General features: G+C 72.5%; 24 protein-coding genes. 2 read left to right on the top strand and 22 right to left on the bottom strand.

Going from position 1 to position 23,445, the window contains the following annotated elements; all coding sequences use genetic code 11:
- Positions 1-64: 64 nt before the first annotated feature.
- The 14 genes from AB4K12_RS09175 to hisI all read right to left on the bottom strand — a co-directional run bounded on the left by AB4K12_RS09175 (position 65) and on the right by hisI (position 16,124).
- The gene (locus tag AB4K12_RS09175; protein WP_086570961.1) at positions 65-1,525 is read right to left on the bottom strand and encodes a glutamate synthase subunit beta; all 1,461 of its coding nucleotides are present in this window, start codon (positions 1,523-1,525) and stop codon (positions 65-67) included.
- On the bottom strand, positions 1,518-6,086 hold the full coding sequence (gene gltB, locus AB4K12_RS09170) for a glutamate synthase large subunit (RefSeq protein ID WP_368433689.1): 4,569 nt from the start codon (positions 6,084-6,086) through the stop codon (positions 1,518-1,520). Before gltB ends, AB4K12_RS09175 begins: the two co-directional genes overlap by 8 nt.
- A gap of 308 nt (positions 6,087-6,394) precedes the next feature.
- Positions 6,395-7,126, bottom strand: coding sequence for a VIT1/CCC1 transporter family protein (locus AB4K12_RS09165; RefSeq protein WP_368433688.1), 732 nt, complete (start codon positions 7,124-7,126; stop codon positions 6,395-6,397).
- A 208-nt stretch (positions 7,127-7,334) separates the two neighbouring features.
- Complete coding sequence (gene lgt, locus AB4K12_RS09160; RefSeq protein ID WP_368433687.1) at positions 7,335-8,324, bottom strand: prolipoprotein diacylglyceryl transferase; 990 nt, start codon at positions 8,322-8,324, stop codon at positions 7,335-7,337.
- Between the two features lie 163 nt (positions 8,325-8,487).
- A complete protein-coding gene (locus AB4K12_RS09155) occupies positions 8,488-9,270 on the bottom strand; it encodes a DsbA family protein (protein WP_368433686.1) in 783 nt (260 codons plus the stop codon).
- A gap of 64 nt (positions 9,271-9,334) precedes the next feature.
- Entirely contained in the window at positions 9,335-10,150 is an 816-nt protein-coding gene (gene trpA / locus AB4K12_RS09150) for a tryptophan synthase subunit alpha (RefSeq protein ID WP_368433685.1), read from the bottom strand.
- Positions 10,150-11,394: a tryptophan synthase subunit beta gene (gene trpB, locus AB4K12_RS09145; RefSeq protein ID WP_368433684.1), complete on the bottom strand. Its 1,245-nt coding sequence runs from the start codon at positions 11,392-11,394 to the stop codon at positions 10,150-10,152. Before trpB ends, trpA begins: the two co-directional genes overlap by 1 nt.
- Positions 11,395-11,451: 57 nt before the next feature.
- Entirely contained in the window at positions 11,452-11,661 is a 210-nt protein-coding gene (gene trpM, locus AB4K12_RS09140; protein WP_362257461.1) for a tryptophan biosynthesis modulator TrpM, read from the bottom strand.
- An 8-nt stretch (positions 11,662-11,669) separates the two neighbouring features.
- Complete coding sequence (gene trpC, locus AB4K12_RS09135) at positions 11,670-12,479, bottom strand: indole-3-glycerol phosphate synthase TrpC (protein WP_362257464.1); 810 nt, start codon at positions 12,477-12,479, stop codon at positions 11,670-11,672.
- A 170-nt stretch (positions 12,480-12,649) separates the two neighbouring features.
- Complete coding sequence (locus tag AB4K12_RS09130; RefSeq protein ID WP_368433683.1) at positions 12,650-13,069, bottom strand: DUF2752 domain-containing protein; 420 nt, start codon at positions 13,067-13,069, stop codon at positions 12,650-12,652.
- Positions 13,070-13,169: 100 nt separating this feature from the next.
- On the bottom strand, positions 13,170-13,397 hold the full coding sequence (locus AB4K12_RS09125) for an HGxxPAAW family protein (protein ID WP_362257468.1): 228 nt from the start codon (positions 13,395-13,397) through the stop codon (positions 13,170-13,172).
- Between the two features lie 113 nt (positions 13,398-13,510).
- Entirely contained in the window at positions 13,511-14,152 is a 642-nt protein-coding gene (locus AB4K12_RS09120; RefSeq protein ID WP_368433682.1) for a TIGR02234 family membrane protein, read from the bottom strand.
- 53 nt (positions 14,153-14,205) lie between these two features.
- Entirely contained in the window at positions 14,206-15,744 is a 1,539-nt protein-coding gene (locus AB4K12_RS09115; protein WP_368433681.1) for an anthranilate synthase component I, read from the bottom strand.
- An 11-nt stretch (positions 15,745-15,755) separates the two neighbouring features.
- Positions 15,756-16,124 (bottom strand): phosphoribosyl-AMP cyclohydrolase, encoded by a 369-nt coding sequence (gene hisI, locus AB4K12_RS09110; RefSeq protein WP_368433680.1) that lies wholly within the window; start codon positions 16,122-16,124, stop codon positions 15,756-15,758.
- A gap of 103 nt (positions 16,125-16,227) precedes the next feature.
- On the opposite strand from hisI, the gene AB4K12_RS09105 reads away from it, so the two are divergent.
- Entirely contained in the window at positions 16,228-16,860 is a 633-nt protein-coding gene (locus tag AB4K12_RS09105; RefSeq protein WP_368433679.1) for a TIGR03085 family metal-binding protein, read from the top strand.
- Positions 16,861-16,917: 57 nt separating this feature from the next.
- Complete coding sequence (locus AB4K12_RS09100) at positions 16,918-17,502, top strand: DoxX family protein (protein ID WP_368433678.1); 585 nt, start codon at positions 16,918-16,920, stop codon at positions 17,500-17,502.
- A gap of 76 nt (positions 17,503-17,578) precedes the next feature.
- On the opposite strand, the gene hisF is transcribed toward AB4K12_RS09100, so the two are convergent.
- The 8 genes from hisF to hisD all read right to left on the bottom strand — a co-directional run bounded on the left by hisF (position 17,579) and on the right by hisD (position 23,390).
- Complete coding sequence (hisF, locus tag AB4K12_RS09095; RefSeq protein ID WP_368433677.1) at positions 17,579-18,334, bottom strand: imidazole glycerol phosphate synthase subunit HisF; 756 nt, start codon at positions 18,332-18,334, stop codon at positions 17,579-17,581.
- Positions 18,331-18,735: a RidA family protein gene (locus AB4K12_RS09090; protein ID WP_368433676.1), complete on the bottom strand. Its 405-nt coding sequence runs from the start codon at positions 18,733-18,735 to the stop codon at positions 18,331-18,333. The genes hisF and AB4K12_RS09090 overlap by 4 nt, the downstream gene beginning before the upstream one ends.
- On the bottom strand, positions 18,732-19,457 hold the full coding sequence (gene priA / locus AB4K12_RS09085) for a bifunctional 1-(5-phosphoribosyl)-5-((5-phosphoribosylamino)methylideneamino)imidazole-4-carboxamide isomerase/phosphoribosylanthranilate isomerase PriA (RefSeq protein ID WP_362257484.1): 726 nt from the start codon (positions 19,455-19,457) through the stop codon (positions 18,732-18,734). Before priA ends, AB4K12_RS09090 begins: the two co-directional genes overlap by 4 nt.
- Entirely contained in the window at positions 19,457-20,101 is a 645-nt protein-coding gene (hisH, locus tag AB4K12_RS09080) for an imidazole glycerol phosphate synthase subunit HisH (RefSeq protein ID WP_362257487.1), read from the bottom strand. Before hisH ends, priA begins: the two co-directional genes overlap by 1 nt.
- Positions 20,098-20,265 carry a hypothetical protein gene (locus AB4K12_RS09075; protein WP_368433675.1) on the bottom strand — a complete coding sequence of 56 codons (168 nt, stop codon included), beginning with the start codon at positions 20,263-20,265 and terminating at the stop codon, positions 20,098-20,100. The genes hisH and AB4K12_RS09075 overlap by 4 nt, the downstream gene beginning before the upstream one ends.
- 88 nt (positions 20,266-20,353) lie before the next feature.
- Positions 20,354-20,947 (bottom strand): imidazoleglycerol-phosphate dehydratase HisB, encoded by a 594-nt coding sequence (gene hisB, locus AB4K12_RS09070; protein WP_362257490.1) that lies wholly within the window; start codon positions 20,945-20,947, stop codon positions 20,354-20,356.
- Positions 20,944-22,068: a histidinol-phosphate transaminase gene (locus AB4K12_RS09065; RefSeq protein WP_368433674.1), complete on the bottom strand. Its 1,125-nt coding sequence runs from the start codon at positions 22,066-22,068 to the stop codon at positions 20,944-20,946. Before AB4K12_RS09065 ends, hisB begins: the two co-directional genes overlap by 4 nt.
- A complete protein-coding gene (hisD, locus tag AB4K12_RS09060) occupies positions 22,065-23,390 on the bottom strand; it encodes a histidinol dehydrogenase (RefSeq protein WP_368433673.1) in 1,326 nt (441 codons plus the stop codon). The genes AB4K12_RS09065 and hisD overlap by 4 nt, the downstream gene beginning before the upstream one ends.
- Positions 23,391-23,445 lie beyond the last annotated feature (55 nt).

Below are 23,445 nucleotides of genomic sequence, written 5' to 3'. Positions count from 1 at the left end.
GCGTGGCGGCGCCCGCCTCGGGTCGGGGTTGAGGCGGGCGCCGTGTTTAGGGGGCGTCGGACCGTCAGACGGTGAGCGCCCGGTCCGTCGGCCGGACCGGGGCCGGCAGGGTGCTGGTCCCGGTGAGGTGGCGGTCCACGCCGCGGGCGGCGGAGCGGCCCTCGGCGATGGCCCACACGATGAGGGACTGGCCGCGGCCGGCGTCGCCGGCGACGAACACGCCGGGGACGTTGGTGGCGTAGTCGGCGTCGCGGGCGATGTTGCCGCGCTCGTCCAGCTCGAGGCCGAACTGCTCGACGAGACCGTTCTGCCGGTCGGTGCCGGTGAAACCCATCGCGAGGGTGACGAGCTGGGCCGGGATGCGACGCTCGGTGCCCGGCTTCTGCGTCAGCTTGCCCTCGACGAACTCGACCTCGACCAGGTGCAGCCACTGGACGTTGCCGTCCTCGTCGCCCTCGAAGTGGGTGGTGGAGACGGAGTAGACCCGCTCGCCGCCCTCCTCGTGGGCCGAGGTGACCTTGTAGAGCATGGGGAAGGTGGGCCAGGGCTGGCCCGCGTTCCGCTGCTCCCCCGGCCTGGGCATGATCTCCAGCTGGGTGACGGAGGCCGCGCCCTGGCGGTGGGCGGTGCCGACGCAGTCGGCGCCGGTGTCGCCACCGCCGATGACGACGACGTGCTTGCCCTCGGCGGTGATCGGGGAGACCGTCAGGTCGCCCTCCTGCACCTTGTTGGCCAGCGGCAGGTACTCCATGGCGAAGTGGATGCCCGCCAGGTCGCGGCCGGGGACGGGCAGGTCGCGGGAGGTGGTGGCGCCGGCGGCGATGACGACGGCGTCGTAGCGCTTGCGCAGCTTGGCGGCGTCGATGTCGCGGCCGATCTCCACCTCGGTGCGGAACTTGGTGCCCTCCGCGCGCATCTGCTCGATGCGGCGGTTGATGTGCCGCTTCTCCATCTTGAACTCGGGGATGCCGTAGCGCAGCAGTCCGCCGATGCGGTCGGCGCGCTCGTAGACGGCGACCGTGTGGCCGGCCCGGGTCAGCTGCTGGGCGGCGGCGAGGCCGGCGGGGCCGGAGCCGATGACGGCGACGGTCTTGCCGGAGAGCCGCTCGGGCGGCTGCGGGGTGACGTCGCCGGTGTCCCAGGCCTTGTCGATGATGGTGACTTCGACGTTCTTGATGGTGACGGGCTGCTGGTTGATGCCGAGCACGCACGCGGACTCGCAGGGCGCGGGGCACAGGCGGCCGGTGAACTCGGGGAAGTTGTTGGTGGCGTGCAGCCGCTCGGACGCGGCGCTCCAGTCCTCGCGATAGGCGTAGTCGTTCCACTCGGGGATGAGGTTCCCGAGCGGACAGCCGTTGTGGCAGAACGGGATGCCGCAGTCCATGCAGCGGCTCGCCTGCTTGCTGATGACCGGCAGGAGGGAGCCGGGGACGTAGACCTCGTTCCAGTCGCGGACGCGCTCCTCGACGGGACGGGTGCGGGCGACCTCGCGGTCGGTGGTCAGAAAGCCCTTCGGGTCAGCCATGGGTCGCCGCCTCCATCATCTTCTCGTGGGTCTCGGTCTCGGTGAGACCGGCTCGCTCGGCGGCGTCCTTGGCGGCGAGCACTGCCTTGTACGTGGCGGGCATGACCTTGCGGAAGCGGGTCACGGCCGTGTCCCAGTCGGCGAGGAGGGCCGCCGCGACGGTGGAGGCGGTCTCCTCGTGGTGGCGGCGCACCACGTCGTGCAGCCACTGCCGGTCGGCGTCGTCGAGGGTGTCGACGGCGGCGGCCAGCTCCTTGTTGACGTTGTCGGGGTCGAGGTCGACGACGTAGGCGACGCCGCCGGACATGCCGGCCGCGAAGTTGCGGCCGGTGGGGCCGAGGACGACGGCCCGGCCGCCGGTCATGTACTCGCAGCCGTGGTCGCCGACGCCCTCGGAGACGACGGTGGCGCCGGAGTTGCGGACGCAGAAGCGTTCGCCGACGATGCCGCGCAGGTAGAGCTCGCCGCCGGTGGCGCCGTAGGCGAGGGTGTTGCCGGCGATGGTGGAGTACTCGGCGAGGTGGTCGGCGCCGCGGTCGGGGCGGACGACGATCCGGCCGCCGGAGAGGCCCTTGCCGACGTAGTCGTTGGCGTCGCCCTCCAGGCGCAGGGTGACGCCGCGCGGCAGGAAGGCGCCGAAGGACTGGCCGGCGGAGCCGGTGAAGGTGATGTCGATGGTGTCGTCGGGCAGGCCGGCGCCGCCGTACCGCTTGGTCACCTCGTGGCCCAGCATGGTGCCGACGGTGCGGTTGATGTTGCGGATGGGCAGCTGGGCGCGGACGGGCTGGGGGGCCTCGTCGCCGACGGTGTCGAGGGCGTCGGCGGCGAGCTTGATCAGCTGGTTGTCGAGCGCCTTGGCCAGGCCGTGGTCCTGTGCGGTGGTGCGGTGGCGGACGGCGCCCGCGGGCAGGTCCGGCACGTGCAGCAGGGGCTCGAGGTCCAGGCCCTGGGCCTTCCAGTGGCCGACGGCCCGGCCGGTGTCGAGGAGTTCGGCCTGGCCGACGGCCTCCTCGAGGGTGCGGAAGCCCAGCTCGGCGAGGATCTCGCGGACCTCCTCGGCGATGAACTCGAAGAAGTTGACGACGAATTCGGCCTTGCCGGAGAACCGCTCGCGCAGGACGGGGTTCTGGGTGGCGATGCCCACGGGGCAGGTGTCGAGGTGGCAGACGCGCATCATGACGCAGCCGGAGACGACGAGAGGGGCGGTGGCGAAGCCGAACTCCTCGGCGCCGAGGAGGGCGGCGATGATCACGTCGCGGCCGGTCTTGAGCTGGCCGTCGGTCTGCACGACGATGCGGTCGCGCAGCCCGTTGAGCAGCAGGGTCTGCTGGGTCTCGGCGAGGCCGAGCTCCCAGGGGCCGCCCGCGTGCTTGAGGCTCGTCAGCGGGGAGGCGCCGGTGCCGCCGTCGTGGCCGGAGATCAGGACGACGTCGGCGTGGGCCTTGGAGACGCCCGCCGCGACCGTGCCGACGCCGACCTCGGAGACCAGCTTCACATGGATGCGGGCCGCGGGGTTGGCGTTCTTGAGGTCGTGGATGAGCTGGGCGAGGTCCTCGATGGAGTAGATGTCGTGGTGCGGGGGCGGCGAGATCAGGCCGACGCCGGGGGTGGAGTGCCGGGTCTTCGCGACCCAGGGGTAGACCTTGTGGCCCGGCAGCTGGCCGCCCTCGCCGGGCTTGGCGCCCTGGGCCATCTTGATCTGGATGTCGTCGGAGTTGACGAGGTATTCGCTGGTGACGCCGAAGCGGCCGGAGGCCACCTGCTTGATGCTGGAGCGGCGCGCGGGGTCGTAGAGGCGCTCGGGGTCCTCGCCGCCCTCACCGGTGTTGGACTTGGCGCCCAGCCGGTTCATGGCGATGGCGAGGGTCTCGTGGGCCTCCTGGGAGATGGACCCGTAGGACATGGCGCCGGTGGAGAAGCGCTTGACGATGGCGGCGACCGGCTCGACCTCCTCGAGCGGGACGGAGGGGCGGTCGCTCTTGAAGGAGAACAGGCCGCGCAGCGTCATCAGCCGCTCGGACTGCTCGTTCACGCGCTGCGTGTACTGCTTGAAGATGTCGTAGCGGCGGGCACGGGTGGAGTGCTGGAGCCGGAAGACGGTGTCGGGGTCGAAGAGGTGCGGCTCGCCCTCGCGCCGCCACTGGTACTCGCCGCCGATGTCGAGGCGGCGGTGGGTGGCCGCGATGCCGGTGGCGGGGTAGGCCTTGGCGTGGCGGGCGGCGACCTCCTTGGCGACGACGTCCAGGCCGGCGCCGCCGATCTTGGTGGCGGTGCCGTGGAAGTAGGTGTCGACGAAGCCCTCGTCCAGGCCGACGGCCTCGAAGACCTGGGCGCCGCGGTAGGAGGCGACGGTGGAGATGCCCATCTTGGACATCACCTTGAGCACGCCCTTGCCGAGCGCCTTGATGAGGTTGCGGATGGCGTCCTCGGGGGCGGTGTCCGGCAGGAACGTGCCCGCGCGGACCAGGTCCTCGACGGACTCCATGGCCAGGTACGGGTTCACCGCCGCCGCGCCGTAACCGATGAGCAGCGCGACGTGGTGGACCTCGCGGACGTCGCCGGCCTCGACCAGCAGGCCCACCTGGGTGCGCTGCTTGGTGCGGATGAGGTGGTGGTGGATCGCGGAGGTCAGCAGCAGCGACGGGACGGGGGCGTGCTCGGCGTCGGAGTGCCGGTCGGAGAGCACGATGAGGCGGGCGCCGTCGGCGATGGCGGCGTCGGCCTCGGCGCACATCGCCTTCAGGCGGGCGGCGAGCGCCTCGCCGCCGCCGGAGACGCGGTAGAGGCCGGAGAGGGTGGCGGCCTTCAGGCCGGGCAGGTCGCCGTCGGCGTTGATGTGGATGAGCTTGGCGAGCTCGTCGTTGTCGATGACGGGGAACGGCAGGGTGACGCTGCGGCAGGACGCGGCGGTGGGGTCGAGCAGGTTGCGCTGCGGACCGAGGGAGGAGATCAGCGAGGTGACGAGCTCCTCGCGGATGGCGTCCAGCGGCGGGTTGGTGACCTGCGCGAAGAGCTGGGTGAAGTAGTCGAACAGCAGCCGCGGCCGCTCGGACAGCGCGGCGATCGGCGAGTCGGTGCCCATGGAACCGATCGGCTCGGCGCCGGAGGCGGCCATGGGCGCCAGGATGACGCGCAGCTCCTCCTCGGTGTAGCCGAAGGTCTGCTGGCGGCGGGTGACCGAGGCGTGGGTGTGCACGATGTGCTCGCGCTCGGGGAGGTCGGCGAGGTCGATCAGACCGGCCTCCAGCCACTCCTGGTAGGGCTGTTCGGCGGCGAGGGCGGCCTTGATCTCGTCGTCCTCGATGATGCGGTGGCCCTCGGTGTCGACGAGGAACATCCGGCCGGGCTGCAGGCGGCCCTTGCGGACGACCTTGGCGGGGTCGATGTCCAGGACGCCGACCTCGGAGGAGAGCACGACCAGGCCGTCGTCGGTGACCCAGTAGCGGCCGGGGCGCAGGCCGTTGCGGTCGAGGACGGCGCCGACGAGGGTGCCGTCGGTGAAGGTGACGCAGGCCGGGCCGTCCCAGGGCTCCATCAGGGTGGAGTGGTACTGGTAGAAGGCGCGCCGGGCCGGGTCCATGGAGGCGTGGTTCTCCCAGGCCTCGGGAATCATCATCAGCACGCTGTGCGGCAGCGAGCGCCCGCCGAGGTGGAGGAGCTCGAGGACCTCGTCGAAGGAGGCGGAGTCGGAGGCGTCGGGGGTGCAGACCGGGAAGAGGCGGTCGATGTTCCCGTCGGCGTTCCCGCCGGCGCCGAACAGCTCGCTCGCCAGCTGGGATTCGCGGGCGCGCATCCAGTTGCGGTTGCCCTTGACCGTGTTGATCTCGCCGTTGTGGGCGACGAAGCGGTACGGGTGGGCGAGCGGCCAGCTCGGGAACGTGTTGGTGGAGAACCGCGAGTGGACCAGCGCGATGGCGGTGGCGCAGCGGCGGTCGGAGAGGTCCGGGAAGAACGGCTCGAGCTGCCCGGTGGTGAGCATGCCCTTGTAGACGATGGTGCGGGCGGACAGGGAGGGGAAGTACGTGTCCGCCTCGCGCTCGGCGCGCTTGCGCAGGACGAACGCCTTGCGGTCGAGGGCGAGCCCCGAGGCCTCGCCGGCGGCGTCCGCGACGAACAGCTGCCGGAAGACGGGCATGGTGGCGCGGGCGCCGGCGCCCAGCAGGTCGGGGGCGACGGGGACGTCGCGCCAGCCGAGGACGGCGAGGCCCTCCGCCGCGGCGATCGTCTCGATCCGCGAGACGGCGGCGGCCGCCTCCTGGTCGTCCGCCGGGAGGAAGCCGATGCCGACGGCGTACGCGCCGGCCTCGGGGAGGGCGAAGCCGACGCTCTCGCGCAGGAAGGCGTCGGGGATCTGCAGCAGGATGCCCGCGCCGTCGCCGGAGTCGGGGTCCGAGCCGGTGGCGCCCCGGTGCTCCATGTTGCGCAGGACGGTGAGCGCCTGTTCCACGAGCTCGTGGCTCGCCTCGCCGGTGAGAGTCGCGACAAAGCCGACGCCACAGGCGTCATGCTCGTTGCGCGGGTCGTACATCCCCTGCGGGGCGGGGTGGGATGCGTGGCGCATCGGCGCTCCCGTCGTCGTTTGGCAGTCATGTCAGAGGCATGTGCCGAGGGACGACGCTGGCCCTCCGCTGAAAAGTTCGTGCAGATTACATGATGGGTGGCTTCTCGAAAAGTGGAAGCCTCGGTCCATCATCTGGACACCCGGATGCGGAGCGGAGCGCCTGGAGGCCTTGGGATCACCAGGCCCGGTCGCGCCGAAGAATTGCGCAAGGGGGCGGCGTTGCCCGCTGCGCTACCGGATTGTGCCCTGTGGGCGAGGAGCTGAAACCGCGAAGAAATCTGCACGTTATGCGGTTGCCCGCATAAGCATCACCCGACAGCGGTGCCGAAGGCAATACCGAGGAGGTAAGTCACACCCGCCGCCGACCCGCCGAGCAGCAGCTGACGCAGCCCGCTGAACCACCACGACCGGGCCGTCACCCGCGCCACGACGGCGCCGCAGGCGAAGAGGCCGAGCAGCGCCAGCAGCACGGCGGGCCACAGCTGGGTGGCGCCCAGCAGGTAGGGCAGCAGGGGCAGCAGCGCGCCCAGCGCGAAGGAGCCGAACGAGGACGCGGCGGCGACCGTCGGCGAGGGCAGGTCGGAAGGGTCGATGCCGAGCTCCTCGCGGGCGTGGATCTCCAGCGCCTGCTCGGGGTCCTTCGACAGCTGCCGCGCGACCTCGCGGGCCAGCTTCGGCTCGACGCCGCGCGACTCGTAGAGCGCGGCGAGCTCCTCCAGCTCGTCGGCCGGGTGCTTGCGCAGCTCGCGCCGCTCCACGTCCAGCTCGGCCTGCACCAGCTCGCGCTGGGAGGCCACCGAGGTGTACTCGCCGGCGGCCATCGAGAACGCGCCCGCCGCCAGGCCCGCCAGGCCGGCGATCACGATCGCGTCGGAGGACGCCGACCCGCCGGCGACACCCGTCATCAGGGCCACGTTGGACACCAGCCCGTCCATGGCGCCGAACACGGCGGGTCGCAGCCAGCCGCCGTTCACATCGCGGTGCGTGTGGTTGTCACGGTGGGCGATATGCGTCTCCGCGGCCGTGTCGAGGACAGCCATTGCTCCGGGTGCTCCCTTCCCCAGGGGCACGGGCCCACGGCCCCCGCCCCTCTTGTGTCGCTTACGGGTCGAAGGTACGCGCGTTCGAGGATGATCCGCTAGCAAGGCAGGCCGTACTAACCTCGCTGACCTGCGGATTTTTAGCGGCGAGACGACGAAAAGCCCCCACGGCACAGGCCGTGGGGGCTGGGGCGACGCGCCGCGCGCGTCAGGGCTTCTTCGGACCGGCGGGCTTGGGGGCGGCGGCGTCCGGGGAACCCTTGGCGTCCTTGGCGGGCTCCTTGACGTCCTTGGCGCCCTTGACCGGCTTCCTGGCGGGCTCCTTGACGGACCCCTTGCCGTCCTTCGCTCCGCCGTCGACGGCGGCCGCGTCCTCGGCGGCGCCCGGCTCCACGACCGTCTCGCGGCCCGGCACCTTCTTCGCCGAGATCACCATGTAGGCCACCGCCGCGAGGAAGACCAGGATCGACGTCCAGCCGTTCAGGCGCAGGCCCAGCACGTGGTGGGCCTCGTCGACACGCAGGTACTCGGTCCAGAAGCGCCCGACGGTGTAGGCGGCCACGTACAGGGCGAAGGCCCGGCCGTGCCCGAGCTTGAACCGCCGGTCCGCGAAGATCACCAGCGCCGCGACGGCCAGGCACCACAGGGACTCGTAGAGGAACGTCGGGTGGTACGTGCCCGCGACGCGCCCGATGGCCGGGTCGGCGTCGATCTTCAGCGCCCAGGGCAGGTCCGTGGGCTTGCCGTACAGCTCCTGGTTGAACCAGTTGCCCCAGCGCCCGATGGCCTGGGCGACGGCGATGCCGGGCGCGATGGCGTCCGCGTACGCCGGCAGCGGGATCCCCCGCCGGCGGCAGCCGATCCACGCGCCGACCGCGCCCAGCGCGATGGCGCCCCAGATGCCGAGGCCGCCCTCCCAGACCTTGAAGGCGTTCACCCAGTTCCGGCCCGGGCCGAAGTACAGCTCGTAGTCGGTGATCACGTGGTAGAGACGCCCGCCGACCAGGCCGAAGGGCACCGCCCACACGGCGATGTCGGCCACCGTCCCGGCCCGGCCGCCCCGCGCGATCCAGCGTCGGTTGCCGAGCCAGACGGCGGCGAAGACACCGATGATGATGCAGAAGGCGTAGCCGCGCAGCGGGACCGGCCCGAGGTGGATCACGCCGGTCGAGGGGCTGGGAATGTATGCGAGTTCCATGGCAGGTAAGAACCTACCTCGTGGCGGCGCCAAGTCCCAGGGCGGCCTTTTCGGCCCGTGACCCGCGGTAGCCCCCGCCTCACGGACGGGCGGGCGGAGGCGGGGGCCTCGGCGTCGACGACGGGGGCCGCGGTGCCCCCGTCGACGGCCTCGGGGCCCCGGCTCAGCCCTTCTGCGCCTCCGCGACCATCTCGCGGAACTTCTGCGGGGTGAGCGGAGTGGTCGGGCCGTAGATGCTCTTGCCGTTCAGCAGGACGGTGGGGGTGCCCTGGAGGCCCGAGGTGCTGAAGGTGTTCTGGGACTTCTGGACCCAGCTGTTGTGGGTGCCGTCCTCGACGCACCGCTTGAACGCCGGGCTGTTCAGGCCGACCTTGTCCGCCAGCTCCAGCAGGCGGTCCTTCTTGCCGAAGGCGTCGTCGGTCTCCGGCGGCTGGTTCTTGTACAGCTCGTCGTGGTACGCGGTGAACTTCCCGGCGTCCTGGGCGCACGCCGCCGCGTTGGCGGCGTGCAGCGAGCCGGTGCCGGGGATGTTCTTGTCGATCAGCGTGACCAGGTGGTACTCGGACTTCAACTGGCCCTTCGCCTCCAGGTCGTGGACCGTGTCGCGGTAGCCGTTCTCGAACAGGGCGCAGGCGGGGCAGCGGAAGTCCTCGTAGACGGCGAGGGTGGCCTTGGCCTCGGGCTTGCCCACGGGGATGGCCAGGTTGTCCTTGCCCATGGCGCCCTGGGGGGCGACCAGCGGGCCGGAGGTCTGCTGCTTGTTGTCCTTGCCGCCGCCGGAAGAGGCCACCAGGGCGGCGACCCCGGCGCCCGCGCCGAGGACGACGATCACCGCGACACCCGCGATCAGGGCCCTCTTGCGTTTGACGCGGGACTGCTCCCGCTCGCGCTGTTCCTGCAGCCGCTCGCGGGCGCTGCGCTTTCCGTCGCTGTTCTTCTGGCTCACATCCCCCTACAACGAACCGGGGGCGCGCCGTGCGCGCCCCCGGCCGTCGTTTCCTCCCAAAGGGTTACGCGCGCTTGCGTACGCCCTCCGCCAGTTCACCCGCGAGGGTACGGACCGCCGCCAGGCCCGACTCCAGGTCGGGGGCGTCCAGCAGCCGTTTGACGAAGGCGGAGCCGACGATCACGCCGTCCGCGAACTGGGCCACCTCGGCCGCCTGTTCGGGGTTGGAGACGCCGAGGCCGACGCAGACGGGCAGGTCGGTGACGGCCCGGGTGCGGCGGACCAGTTCCTGGGCCTCCTGGCCGACGGACTCCCGGGTGCCGGTGACGCCCATCAGGGACGCGGCGTAGACGAAGCCGCTGCCCGCCGCGGTGATCTTGGCCAGGCGCTCGTCGCGGCTGCTGGGCGCGACGACGAACACCGTGGCCAGGCCGTGCTGTTCGGCGGCCTTGCGCCAGACCTCGGACTCCTCGACCGGCAGGTCGGGCAGGATGCAGCCCGCTCCCCCGGCGGCCGCGAGGTCGGCGGCGAACCGCTCGGCGCCGTAGCGGTCGACGGGGTTCCAGTAGGTCATGCACAGCACGGGCGCGCCGGTGATCTCGTGCGCTTCCTTCACCGTGCGGATGACGTCGGCGATCCTGATGCCGCCGCGCAGGGCGATGTCGTCGGCGGTCTGGATGACCGGCCCGTCCAGGACCGGGTCGCTGTGCGGCAGGCCGATCTCGACGACGTCGCAGCCGCCGTCGAGCATGGCGGTGACCGCCCGCACGCCGTCCGCCACGGTCGGGAAGCCGGCCGGGAGGTAGCCCACGAGCGCGGCGCGGTTCTCGGCCTTGGCCGCGGCCAGGACGGAGCTCAGGAGTTCGATGTTGCCCGCCATCACTTCGCCCCCGCCGTGTCGTTGTCGTACAGCCCGAAGTAACGCGCCGCCGTGTCCATGTCCTTGTCGCCGCGCCCGGAGAGGTTGACCAGGATCAGCCCGTCCGGGCCGAGCTCGCGGCCGAGCTCCAGGGCGCCGGCCAGCGCGTGGGCGCTCTCGATGGCCGGGATGATGCCCTCGGTGCGCGAGAGCAGGCGCAGCGCCTGCATGGCGTCGTCGTCGGTGACGGCGCGGTACTCGGCACGGCCGGTGTCCTTGAGATAGGAGTGCTCGGGGCCGATGCCGGGGTAGTCCAGGCCGGCGGAGATGGAGTACGGCTCGGTGATCTGGCCGTCCTCGTCCTGCAGGACGTAGCTACGGGAGCCGTGCAGGATGCCGGGGGTGCCCTGGGTGAGGGTCGCGGCGTGCTCGCCGGTCTCGACGCCGTGGCCGCCCGGCTCGCAGCCGATCAGGCGCACGCCCTCGTCGGGGAGGAAGGCGTGGAAGAGGCCGATGGCGTTGGAGCCGCCGCCGACGCAGGCCACGGCGGCGTCCGGCAGGCGGCCGGCGCGCTCGAGGATCTGGCGGCGGGCCTCGACGCCGATGACCCGGTGGAAGTCGCGGACCAGGGCCGGGAAGGGGTGGGGGCCGGCGACCGTGCCGAAGAGGTAGTGGGTGCGGTCGACGTTGGCGACCCAGTCGCGGAAGGCCTCGTTGATGGCGTCCTTGAGGGTGCGGCTGCCGGACTTCACGGCGACGACCTCGGCGCCGAGCATCCTCATCCGGGCGACGTTGAGGGCCTGCCGCTGGGTGTCGACCTCGCCCATGTAGATGGTGCACTCGAGGCCGAAGAGGGCGCAGGCCGTCGCGGTCGCCACGCCGTGCTGGCCAGCGCCGGTCTCGGCGATGACGCGGGTCTTGCCCATGCGCTTGGTGAGCAGGGCCTGGCCCAGCACGTTGTTGATCTTGTGGGAGCCGGTGTGGTTGAGGTCCTCGCGCTTGAGGAACACCCGGGCGCCGCCCGCGTGTTCGGCGAAGCGCCGCACCTCGGTGAGGGCGCTGGGGCGCCCGGTGTAGTTGACCATCAGGTCGTTGAGCTCGGCGGCGAAGGCGGGGTCGGCCTTGGCCTTCTCGTACTCGGCGGCGACCTCGTCGACGGCGGCGACGAGGGCCTCGGGGATGAACTTGCCGCCGAACGCGCCGAAGTAGCCGGAGGCGTTCGGCACCTGGCCTTCGGGGTCGGGCACGAAGAATTCGCTGGGCATGCCTGATCTCCTCAAGGAGAAAAGTGGGATGACGGTGTGACTGAGCGAGCGATCGGCTCAGCTACGCCATCGGCGCCCGTTGACCTGCCCCGGCTCACAGCCGATGTGGTACCTCACCCGGCGGCCGCGGACGCGGCGCGCGGGCGCGCGGCAGCCCCGGGGGCGGCAGCCCCGGGCCAGGCGCGCGTAGGCGTTCCCGGCCGCGGGCACGCCGACGGGGGCCGGGCGGCGGCCCGGTCCCGTGCGGCGGGTGCGGCCGGCGGCCATCGGGGGTGTCAGCCCCGTCCGTGCCGCAGGGCCGGGTGGGCGCCCGCGGCGACCAGGTCGGCCACGGCGCCCTTCGGGTCGCGGCCGGTGACCAGGGACTCGCCGACCAGGACGGCGTCGGCGCCGTCGTTGGCGTAGGCGATCAGGTCGTGCGGGCCGCGCACGCCGGACTCGGCGATCTTGATGATGCCGTCCGGGATCTCGGGGGCCACACGGGCGAAGGTGTCCCGGTCCACCTCGAGGGTCTTGAGGTTGCGGGCGTTGACGCCGATGATGCGGGCGCCGGCGGCCACCGCGCGCTGGACCTCCTCCTCGTCGTGCACCTCGACCAGCGGGGTCAGCCCGATGGACTCGGCCCGCTCGATGAGGGAGACCAGGGCCTCCTGCTCCAGCGCGGCCACGATCAGCAGCACCAGGTCGGCGCCGTAGGCGCGGGCCTCCCACAGCTGGTAGGCGGTGACGATGAAGTCCTTGCGCAGGATCGGGATGTCGACCTTGGCGCGGACGGCCTCGAGGTCGGCGAGCGAGCCGCCGAAGCGGCGCTGCTCGGTCAGCACGCTGATGACGGCCGCGCCGCCCGCCTCGTAGTCGGCGGCGAGCCCGGCGGGGTCGGCGATCGCGGCGAGCGCGCCCTTGGACGGGCTGGAGCGCTTGACCTCGCAGATCACGCTGACGTTCTCGCCGCGCAGGGCGGCCGCCCCGTCCCTGGCCTGCGGGGCCTTCGCCGCGCGCTCCTTGAGCTCGTCGAGGCTGACGCGCGCCTGCCGCTCCGCGAGGTCGGCACGGACTCCGTCGATGATCTCGTCGAGCACACTCACGCGAGCGGCCCCCTTCCGGACTCGGATGGTCTGGGCTGGTGCGGTGCGATATCACCTCACCAGGCATCTGCGATGGTACTTGCCGGAGGGCGAAGGTTTCGCATCCGGTTGACGCCGGTCTCGCCGGGCGGACCCCCGAATGGACGCCCGGCGGGAGCCTCCGGCGCCGCTCAGGGCGCGAGCGCCGACCCGAACGGCAGGTTCCGCAGGAGCGTGAAGACGAGCACGACGCCGCCCAGCGCCCACCAGTGCCGGGCCCTCGGGGCGAGCGGCATGCCCCCGCCCGGGCCGATGGCCCTGGCGAGCCACAGCGCCCACAGCACGGCGAAGGCCGCGTAGCCGACGACGGCCAGGGCGTTGGCACCGAGCGCGCCCGCCAGGTCCCCGTGAGCCAGCGCGTGCAGGCCACGCAGGCCGCCGCAGGCCGGGCAGTACAGCCCCGTCCAGCGCAGCAGGGGGCAGGCGGGGTAGTGGCCGGGCCGGTTGGGGTCCACGGCGGCGACCCCGGCGACGGCCGCGCCGATGCCTGCGGCCACGCCCAGGGGCGCGGCCAGGCGGTGGGCCAGGGGCCCGCGTGCGGAGGCGCTCACCCTGCCGAGTGTCCGCCGGAAAACGCGAAGGCGCAGCTCAGGGCCCGTCTTCTGGCGTCCGTACGGGCCCGGGCCGCGCCATGGCGAGGCAGGCGGGAGGTCAGGCCTTCTGTCCCTGGGCCTTCACGCCGCCCTTGGGAACCATGCCCATGCCCATGGAGCGCATGATGCCGCCGACGACGCCGCCGAGGGCCACCACGACCATGCCGGCCCAGAAGCCGACGGGCTTGGCCGCCACGACGAACGCACCGGAGATGCAGAAGCCGATGAAGGCGATGGTGACACCGGTCCAGGCCGCAGGGGTGTGGCCGTGGTCGCTAGCCGACATGAGTTGACTCCTCGTTGCTGTATCGCGCCCGCGGGCGCAGAGATCGCTCGGGGACATTGTCCCCGACGCCCCGGGCCGCCGTGCGCCGGGGTTGGCGTGTCACGCCGCCGCCTTCAGCGGCCGGCTTCGCCGGTGGGGTCCTCGCCGCGGTCGAGGGCCTTCCACAGCTCCTCGGGGCGGTCGGGGTCGACGGCGGCACGCGGACGGCGCGGGCGGGGGGTGCCGTCGCGCTCGTAGCGGCCGGACATGGTGGGCCAGCGGCGTCCGTAGCGCACGGCGAGCAGTCCGGCGAGGAACAGCAGCGCGCCGCCGGCGACGGCCACCCACGGCCAGGCGGTGTGGGTGACGTCGCCGATGGTGGCCTGGGTGTTGCCGGCGACCTTGGCGGCCTTCTCCTCCAGCGCGCCGGTGTCGTCCGCGCCCACGAGCGCGGCCGCCACGGTGCCGGCGCCGCTGAGGGCGAGCAGCACCGCCACCACCAGACGTCCCGCGCCGCGCACCGCGAAGACGGCGACGAGCGCGGCCAGGCCCACCACGGCCAGCGCGCCCGGCAGGGCGGTGACGTCCTGGCCGCTGGCCTGCTCGGCCAGGGTGCCCTGGGCGGCGGGGGCGCTGCCCTCGGACCAGGTGCGGCCGCCCGACAGCAGGACGAGCGCGGCGCCGGCGGCGCCGAGGAGGAGGGCGGCGCCCACGCTGCGCCGTCCGCCGCGCGGCGCGTCAGGGGCGGTGGTGGGGTGGGATGCGGCTACGGTCACGGTTTCTACTATCGCTGGTCCTTGCGGGTGGTGCGGGAGCGGGGTGCGGCCCGCTACAGCCGGTTCGCCGTGTGGACGGCCCGTAGGACGGCCGCGGCCTTGTTGCGGCACTCGGCGTCCTCGGCCGCCGGGTCGGAGTCGGCGACGACGCCCGCGCCGGCCTGGACGTAGGCGGTGCCGTCGCGCAGCAGCGCGGTGCGGATGGCGATGGCGGTGTCGGAGTCCCCGGCGAAGTCGAGGTAGCCGACGCAGCCGCCGTACAGGCCGCGCGGCGTGGGCTCGAGCTCCTCGATGATCTGCATGGCGCGCGGCTTGGGCGCGCCGGACAGGGTGCCGGCGGGGAAGCAGGCGGTGAGCACGTCGAAGGCGGTGCGGCCCTCGGCGAGCCGGCCGGTCACCGTCGAGACGATGTGCATCACATGGCTGTAGCGCTCGATCGACATGAAGTCGACGACCTCGACGCTGCCGGGCTCGCAGACCCGGCCGAGGTCGTTGCGGCCGAGGTCGACGAGCATCAGGTGCTCGGCGCGTTCCTTGGGGTCGGCCAGCAGTTCCTCGGCGAGGGCCGCGTCGGCCTGCGGTGTGGCGCCGCGCGGGCGGGTGCCGGCGATGGGGTGCACCATCGCGTGCCCGTCCTCGACCTTGACCAGCGCCTCGGGGCTGGAGCCGACGACGTCGAAGCCGTCGAAGCGGAAGAGGTACATGTACGGGCTCGGGTTCGTCGCCCGCAGCACGCGGTAGACGTCCAGCGCGGAGGCCGTGCAGGGCGTCTCGAACCGCTGCGAGGGCACCACCTGGAAGGCCTCGCCGGCGCGGATGCGCTCCTTGACCTCCTCGACGGCCGCCATGTAGTCGGCGCCGCCCCAGCGGGCGGTGTACTCCGGCAGCTCGGAGGGCGGCAGGACGGTGGGGTCGGAGGGGACCGGGCGGCGCAGGTCGGCGGCCATCGCGTCGAGCCGGGCGACGGCGTCGGCGTAGGCCTCGTCGACCCCGGTCGCCAGGTCGTTGTGGTTGATCGCGTTGGCGATCAGCAGGACCGTGCCGTTCCAGTGGTCGAGGACGGCGAGGTCCGAGGTGAGCAGCATGGTGAGCTCGGGCAGGTCCAGGGCGTGCGGGCCGGGGCCGCCGGGGTGCTTGCCGATCCGCTCCAGGCGGCGGACGATGTCGTAGCCCAGATAGCCCACCATGCCGCCGGTGAAGGGCGGCATTCCGGCACCCTCTATGAGGTCGCGCGGGGTGTGCAGGGCCTCCACGGTGGCCCGCAGGGCGGCGAGGGGGTCGCCGTCGGTGGGGACGCCGACGGGCGGGGTGCCGAGCCAGTGGGTGCGCCCGTCGCGCACGGTGAGGGTGGCGGCGCTGCGCACGCCGACGAAGGAGTAGCGCGACCAGGTGCGGCCGTTCTCCGCGGACTCCAGCAGGAAGGTGCCGGGGCGCTCGGCCGCCAGCTTGCGGTAGAGGCCCACGGGCGTGTCGCCGTCGGCGAGGAAGCGCCGGGTGACGGGGATGACCCGGCGGTCCTGGGCCAGCGTGCGGAAGGTGTCCGCGTCGGGGGTGACGTCCCCGGGGGAGACAGTTGCGGTGGTGGCAGCCATGGCAGCGGAGCCTACTGGGCGAGCGGGAGCGAGTCGGCGTCGAAACAGGTGCGCGTGCCGGTGTGGCAGGCCGGGCCGGTCTGGTCGACCTTCACCAGGATGGTGTCCGCGTCGCAGTCCAGGGCCACCGACTTCACGTGCTGGACGTGGCCGGAGGTGTCGCCCTTGACCCAGTACTCCTGGCGGCTGCGGCTCCAGTAGGTGCAGCGTCCGGTGGTCAGGGTGCGGTGGAGCGCCTCGTCGTCCATCCAGCCCAGCATGAGCACCTCGCCGGTGTCGTACTGCTGGGCGATGGCGGGGACCAGGCCGTCGGCGTCGCGCTTGAGGCGGGCGGCGACGGCGGGGTCGAGGGCGGAGGAGGGGCGGGCGTTGCCGGTCATGTGCTCCATTGTGCCCGCGCCGCGGCGAGGCGTTCGCCGTCGGCCGTGCCGGGCGGGGCGCGGCGGCATGGCCGGGCGGGAGGGCCGGTCGTAGGGTGACGCCATGTCAACTCATGCCCAACGCGAACGTCTGCTCCTCGCCGACCTGTTGGAGATGGTGGGCCCCGAGGCCCCGACGCTCTGCGGCGGCTGGCGCGCCCGTGATCTCGCCGCGCACGTGGTGGTGCGCGAGCGGCGCTCCGACGCGGCCGCCGGCATCGTGTTCAAGCCGCTGGCCGCCCGCCTGGAGCGGGTGCAGGCGGAGTTCGCCGCCAAGCCCTTCTCGGAGCTCGTCCAGCTCATCCGCACCGGGCCGCCGCGCCTGTCGCCGTACGCCCTCAAGCCGGTGGACGAGGCGGCGAACACCGTCGAGTTCTACGTCCACACCGAGGACCTGCGCCGCGCCCAGCCGGAGTGGACGCCGCGCGAGCCGGACTCCGTCTTCGCGGACGCGCTGTGGAGCCGGCTGGAGCGCACGGCCCGGCTCCTCGGCCGCCGCTCGCCCGTGGGGCTGGTGCTCAGACGCCCCGACGGGCGCACGGCCGTCGCCCACCGGGGCGCGCCGGTCGTCACCGTCACCGGGGAGCCCGGCGAGCTGGTCCTCTTCGGCTTCGGCCGCCAGGGCGTGGCCCGGGTCAAGACGGAGGGCGACGAGGACGCGCTCGCGAAGCTACGGGAGGCGAAACTGGGTATCTAATGGGCTCGGGGGCCGCATCGGACACTCACACCCGACGCATGGAAGAAGGCTCCGACCATGGCTTTCCCTAACAGATCCGGCTACGGCGACTCCTCGTACGGGTCCTCGTACGGAGGGCCGCACGGGCCCTCGTACGGCTCCTCGTACGCGTCCTCGGCACGGACCGGCGTCTCCCTGGGGCTCCTGCTGCTGCGCCTGATGCTCGGGCTCATCATGATGGGCCACGGCACGCAGAAGCTCTTCGGCTGGTTCGGCGGGCCCGGGCTCGACGGGACGGCGAAATTCTTCACCCTGTCGGGCTACCCGGCGGGTAAAGCCATGGCCGTGGTGGCCGGGCTCAGCGAGACGCTGGGCGGGGCGGGGCTGTTCCTGGGGCTCCTCACACCGCTCGCCGCGGCGGCGGTCCTGGGCACCATGATCAACGCGCTGGGCGTGACGTGGGGGGCCTTCTTCCTGCCCCAGGGCGTGGAATTCACCCTTCTGATCGCCGTCGGGGCCACGGCGCTGGCCCTGACCGGGCCCGGGGACTACGCGGTGGACCGCTTCCTGCCGGTGCTGCGGACGAACCGGCTGGCGTACGGGGTGGCCGCGATCGCGCTGGCGGTGGTGTTGGGAGCCGTGTTCCTGCTGATCCGGGACTGAGGAGCCGCAGCCGGAGGGGCCGGAGGGGCCGCGTGACGCGGCGCCTCCGGCCCTCGGCCGGACTCAGCGGACCGACTCAGCGGACCGGGTGCCCCGCGTCCCCCAGCGCGCCCTTGACGTCCGCGATCCGCAGGTCGCCGAAGTGGAAGACCGAGGCGGCCAGCACCGCGTCCGCGCCGGCCTCGACCGCCGGGGCGAAGTGCTCCAGGCGGCCGGCGCCGCCGCTGGCGATGACCGGGACCACGACGTGCTTGCGCACGGCCCGGATCATCTCGGTGTCGTAGCCGTCCTTGGTGCCGTCCGCGTCCATGGAGTTCAGCAGGATCTCCCCGGCGCCGAGCTCGGCGGCCCGGTGCGCCCACTCGACGGCGTCGAGGCCGGTGCCCCGGCGGCCGCCGTGGGTGGTGACCTCGAAGGAGCCGGAGGGGGTGCGCCGCGCGTCGACCGACAGGACCAGGACCTGCCGGCCGAAGCGCTCGGCGATCTCGCGGATCAGCTCGGGCCGCTCGATCGCGGCGGTGTTGACGCCGACCTTGTCGGCGCCGGCCCGCAGCAGCTTGTCGACGTCCTCGGCGGTGCGCACGCCGCCGCCGACGGTGAGGGGGATGAAGACCTCCTCGGCCGTGCGGCGCACCACGTCGTACGTCGTCTCGCGGTTGCCGGAGGAGGCGGTGATGTCGAGGAACGTGAGCTCGTCGGCGCCCTCCCGTCCGTAGACGCGGGCCATTTCGACGGGGTCGCCCGCGTCGCGCAGGTTCTGGAAGTTGACGCCCTTGACGACCCGGCCGTTGTCCACGTCCAGGCAGGGGATGACTCGCACGGCGAGGGTCACGCCGGTTCTCCTCTGAAAGCTTCTACTTCTACTTCGACCAGGACGCGCGAGTCGACGAAGCCGGAGACCACCACCAGGGTGGCGGCCGGCCGGACGCCCTCGAAGAGCTCCTTGTGGGCCCGGCCGACGGCGTCGACGTCGCGCGCGTGGGTGAGATACATGCGGGTGCGGACGACGGACTCGGCGCCGAGGCCGAAGCTCTTCAGCGCCTCGAGCGCGTTGCCGAACGCCACCAGCGTCTGCTCGTACGGGTCTCCCTCGCCGTGGAGGACTCCCCTGACCAGGGGCATCGTCCCGGCCACGAGGACCCGGTCCCCGGCCGCCACGGCACGTGCGAATCCGATCGACTCTTCCCAGGGGCTGTCAGTCTGCACGCGCTGCGGGGCCGGGGTCTGACTCATACGGACACTGCCTCCAGAGCCTCTTCCAAGGTGAACGCCTTGGCGTAGAGGGCCTTGCCGATGATGGCGCCTTCGACCCCCTGAGGTACCAGGGTGGCGAGCGCACGCAGATCGTCAAGGGAGGAGACGCCGCCGGAGGCGACGACCGGCTTGTCGGTGGCCGCGCAGACGTTCTTCAGCAGCTCCAGGTTGGGGCCCTGGAGGGTGCCGTCCTTGGCGATGTCGGTGACGACGTAGCGGGCGCAGCCCTCGGAGTCGAGGCGGGCGAGGGTCTCGTAGAGGTCGCCGCCGTCGCGGGTCCAGCCGCGGCCGCTCAGGGTGGTGCCCCGCACGTCCAGGCCGACGGCGATGCGGTCGCCGTGCTCGGCGATGACCTTGGCGACCCATTCGGGGGTCTCCAGGGCGGCGGTGCCGAGGTTGACGCGGGTGCAGCCGGTGGCGAGGGCGGCGGCCAGCGAGGCGTCGTCGCGGATGCCGCCGGACAGCTCGACCTTGATGTCCATCGAACGGACGACCTCGGCGACCTGGGCGCGGTTGTCGCCGGTGCCGAAGGCGGCGTCCAGGTCGACCAGGTGCAGCCACTCGGCGCCGGAGCGCTGCCAGGCCTGGGCGGCGGTCATCGGGTCGCCGTAGGAGGTCTCGGAGCCGGACTCGCCGTGGACGAGACGGACGGCCTGACCGTCCCGGACGTCGACGGCGGGCAGGAGTTCAAGCTTCGGCATCACAGCGTCTCGATCCAGTTGGTCAGCAGCCGGGCTCCGGCGTCGCCGGACTTCTCGGGGTGGAACTGGGTGGCCCACAGCGGCCCGTTCTCCACGGCGGCCACGAACGGCTCGCCGTGCCGGGCCCAGGTGACCTTGGGGGCGCGGATGTTGGCGTTGCCGACCTCCAGCGTCCACTCGCGCACCGCGTAGGAGTGCACGAAGTAGTAGCGGGTGTCCGCGTCCAGGCCCGCGAAGAGCTGGGAGTCCTCGGCCGGGGCGACGGTGTTCCAGCCCATGTGCGGCACGACGTCGGCCTTGAGCGGCTCGACCACGCCGGGCCACTCGTCGAGGCCCTCGGTCTCCACGCCGTGCTCGATGCCGCGTTCGAAGAGGATCTGCATGCCGACGCAGATGCCCATGACGGGACGGCCGCCGGAGAGCCGGCGCCCGATGACCCAGTCGCCGCGCGCGGCGCGCAGCCCCCGCATGCAGGCGTCGAAGGCGCCGACGCCGGGGACGAGCAGCCCGTCGGCGTTCATGGCCTTGTCGTAGTCGCGAGTGATCTCGACGTCCGCGCCGACGTGGGCCAGGGCCCGCTCGGCGGAACGGACGTTGCCGAAGCCGTAGTCGAAGACGACGACCTTCTTGGCGGGGGAACTCATGACCACAGCCCTTCGATACGCATCACACCGGCGGTCAGGCACATCGCCGCACCGATCCCCAGCAGTGTGATCACGCTCTTGGGCATGCCCTGCTTGAGGAAGGAGACGACGCCGCCGATCAGGAACAGCCCGACAACGATCAGAACAGTCGACAGGCCTGTCACAGCATCTTTCCGTTCGCTTCTCCGCCCGCGCGGCGCACAGGCGCGGGTATCACGGTTGTCTGCGGGCCGGCGGCCGCGCGTGCGTCGCTCACAGCGCACCCTTCGTGGACGGGATGATTCCCTCGGCGCGCGGGTCGCGCTCGCTGGCGTAGCGCAGGGCCCGGGCGAGGGCCTTGAACTGGCACTCGACGATGTGGTGGGCGTTGCGCCCGTACGGGACGTGGACGTGCAGCGCGATCTGCGCCTGCGCGACGAAGGACTCCAGGATGTGCCGGGTCATCGTCGTGTCGTACGCGCCGATCATCGGTGCCATGTTCTCGGGCTCGGTGTGCACCAGGTACGGCCGGCCGGAGAGGTCCACGGTGACCTGGGCGAGGGACTCGTCCAGGGGCACGGTGCAGTTGCCGAAGCGGTAGATGCCCACCTTGTCGCCGAGGGCCTGCCGGAAGGCGGCGCCGAGCGCGAGCGCGGTGTCCTCGATGGTGTGGTGGGTGTCGATGTGCAGGTCGCCGTCGGTCTTGACGGTGAGGTCGAAGAGGCCGTGGCGGCCGAGCTGGTCGAGCATGTGGTCGTAGAAACCGACCCCCGTCGACACGTCGACCTGCCCGGTGCCGTCGAGGTCTATCTCGACCAGGACGGATGTCTCCTTCGTGGTGCGCTCGACGCGCCCGACGCGGCTCATGAGTGGTTCTCCTTGCGAATGGCACGTACCGCGTCCAGGAACGCGTCGTTCTCCTGCGGGGTGCCCGCGGTGACCCGCAGCCACCCCGGCACGCCGTTGTCCCGTACCAGGACGCCCTGGTCGAGGATGGCCTGCCAGGCGGCGTGGCTGTCCTCGAAGCGGCCGAACTGCACGAAGTTGGCGTCCGAGTCGGTCACCTCGCAGCCCATGGCGCGCAGCTCGGTGACGATGCGGTCGCGCTCGGCCTTGAGCTGCTCGACGTAGCCGAGCAGCGTGTCGGTGTGCTCCAGGGCCGCGAGCGCGGTGGCCTGGGTGACGGCCGACAGGTGGTACGGCAGCCGGACGAGCTGGACGGCGTCGACCACGGCCGGGGCGGCGGCCAGGTAGCCCAGGCGCAGCCCGGCGGCGCCGAACGCCTTGGACATGGTGCGGGAGACGACGAGGTGGGGCCGGCCCTCGATGAGCGGCAGCAGCGAGGGGCGGTGGCTGAACTCGCCGTAGGCCTCGTCGACGACGAGCATCGAGGGCTTCGCCGCCTGCGCGGCCTCGTACAGCCGCAGGACCGTCTCCTCGTCGACCGCCGTGCCCGTGGGGTTGTTGGGCGAGCAGACGAAGACGACGTCGGGGCGGTGCTCGGCGATGGCGGCCACGGCCGCGTCGACGTCGATGGTGAAGTCCTCGCGGCGCGGGCCGGAGATCCAGCCGGTGCCGGTGCCGCGCGAGATCAGCGCGTGCATCGAGTACGAGGGCTCGAAGCCGATCGCGGTGCGGCCGGGCCCGCCGAAGGTCTGCAGCAGCTGCTGGAGGACCTCGTTGGAGCCGTTGGCGGCCCAGACCCCGGCCGCGGTGACCTCGTGGCCCGTGGTGCGGGTGAGGTAGGCGGCGAGTGCGGTGCGCAGCTCGACCGCGTCCCGGTCGGGGTAGCGGTTGAGGTGCCGGGCGGCCTCGGCGACGCGCTCGGCGATGCGGGCGACGAGGGCGTCGGGCAGGGGGTAGGGGTTCTCGTTGGTGTTCAGGCGTACGGGCACGTCGAGCTGGGGGGCGCCGTACGGGGACTGGCCGCGCAGTTCGTCCCGGATGGGGAGGTCGTCCCAGGGGGACGAGGGGGTGTTGTCCGTCACTTGCCGTCCGGAACCTTCCAGTCGAACCTCGCCTTGACCGCCGCGCCGTGGGCGGGCAGGTCTTCGGCCTCGGCCAGCGTCACCACGTGCCCGGCGACCTCGGCCAGCGCCTCGCGGGTGTAGTCCACGACGTGGATGCCGCGCAGGAAGGACTGCACCGACAGCCCGGAGGAGTGGCAGGCGCAGCCGCCGGTGGGCAGCACGTGGTTGGAGCCGGCGGCGTAGTCGCCGAGCGAGACGGGGGCGTACGGGCCGACGAAGATCGCGCCGGCGTTGCGCACCCGGGCGGCGACCTGGGCGGCGTTCTCGGTCTGGATCTCCAGGTGCTCGGCGGCGTAGGCGTCGACGACCGCGAGGCCCTGCTCGATGCCGTCGACCAGCACGATGCCGGACTGGCGGCCGCCGAGGGCGGGCACGATCCGGTCCTCGACGTGCTTGGTGGCCGCCACCTGCGCCTCGAGTTCCTTCTCGACGGCGTCGGCGAGCTCCTCGGAGTCGGTGACGAGCACCGAGGCGGCCAGCGGGTCGTGCTCGGCCTGGCTGATCAGGTCGGCGGCGACGTGCACCGGGTCGGCGGTGTGGTCGGCGAGGACGGCGATCTCGGTCGGGCCGGCCTCGGCGTCGATCCCGATGCGGCCCTTGAGCAGGCGCTTGGCCGCGGCGACCCAGATGTTGCCGGGGCCGGTGACCATGTTGGCGGCGCGGCACTCGTCGGTGCCGTAGGCGAACATGGCGACGGCCTGGGCGCCGCCGGCCGCGTACACCTCGTCGACGCCCAGCAGCGCGCAGGCGGCCAGGATCGTGGGGTGCGGCAGGCCGTCGAAGTCCGCCTGGGGCGGGGAGGCGACGGCCATGGAGCCCACGCCGGCCTCCTGGGCCGGGACGACGTTCATGATCACGGACGAGGGGTAGACGGACCGGCCGCCCGGCACGTACAGCCCGACGCGCTCGACGGGCACCCAGCGCTCGGTGACCGTGCCGCCGGGGACGACCTGGACGGTCGTGTCGGTGCGGCGCTGCTCGCGGTGGACGAGGCGGGCGCGCCGGATGGACTCCTCCAGGGCCGCGCGCACGGCGGGGTCGAGCTCCTCGAGGGCGCGAGTGAGCGCCTCGGCGGGCACCCGCACCCGCTCGATGCGCACACCGTCGAAGCGTTCCGCGTAGTCGATCAGGGCCGCGGTGCCGCGATGATGCACGTCGTCGCAGATGGGCCGCACCTTCTCCAGGGCGGCCTCGACGTCGAGCTCGGCACGGGGCAGCAGATCGCGGTCGATGCCGTTCGCAGGGAAGGCGTCGCCGCGCAGATCGATTCGGGAGATCACATGGCCAATTGTCTCAGACCCGTCCCGGCACACGGCTCCCCGTACCACTCAGTGA

It is taken from the genome of Streptomyces sp. C36 (assembly GCF_040932295.1).
Lineage (GTDB): Bacteria > Actinomycetota > Actinomycetes > Streptomycetales > Streptomycetaceae > Streptomyces > Streptomyces triculaminicus.
Note: the sequence above shows the minus strand (reverse complement) of the source record. Positions and strands in the feature narration are given on the sequence as shown.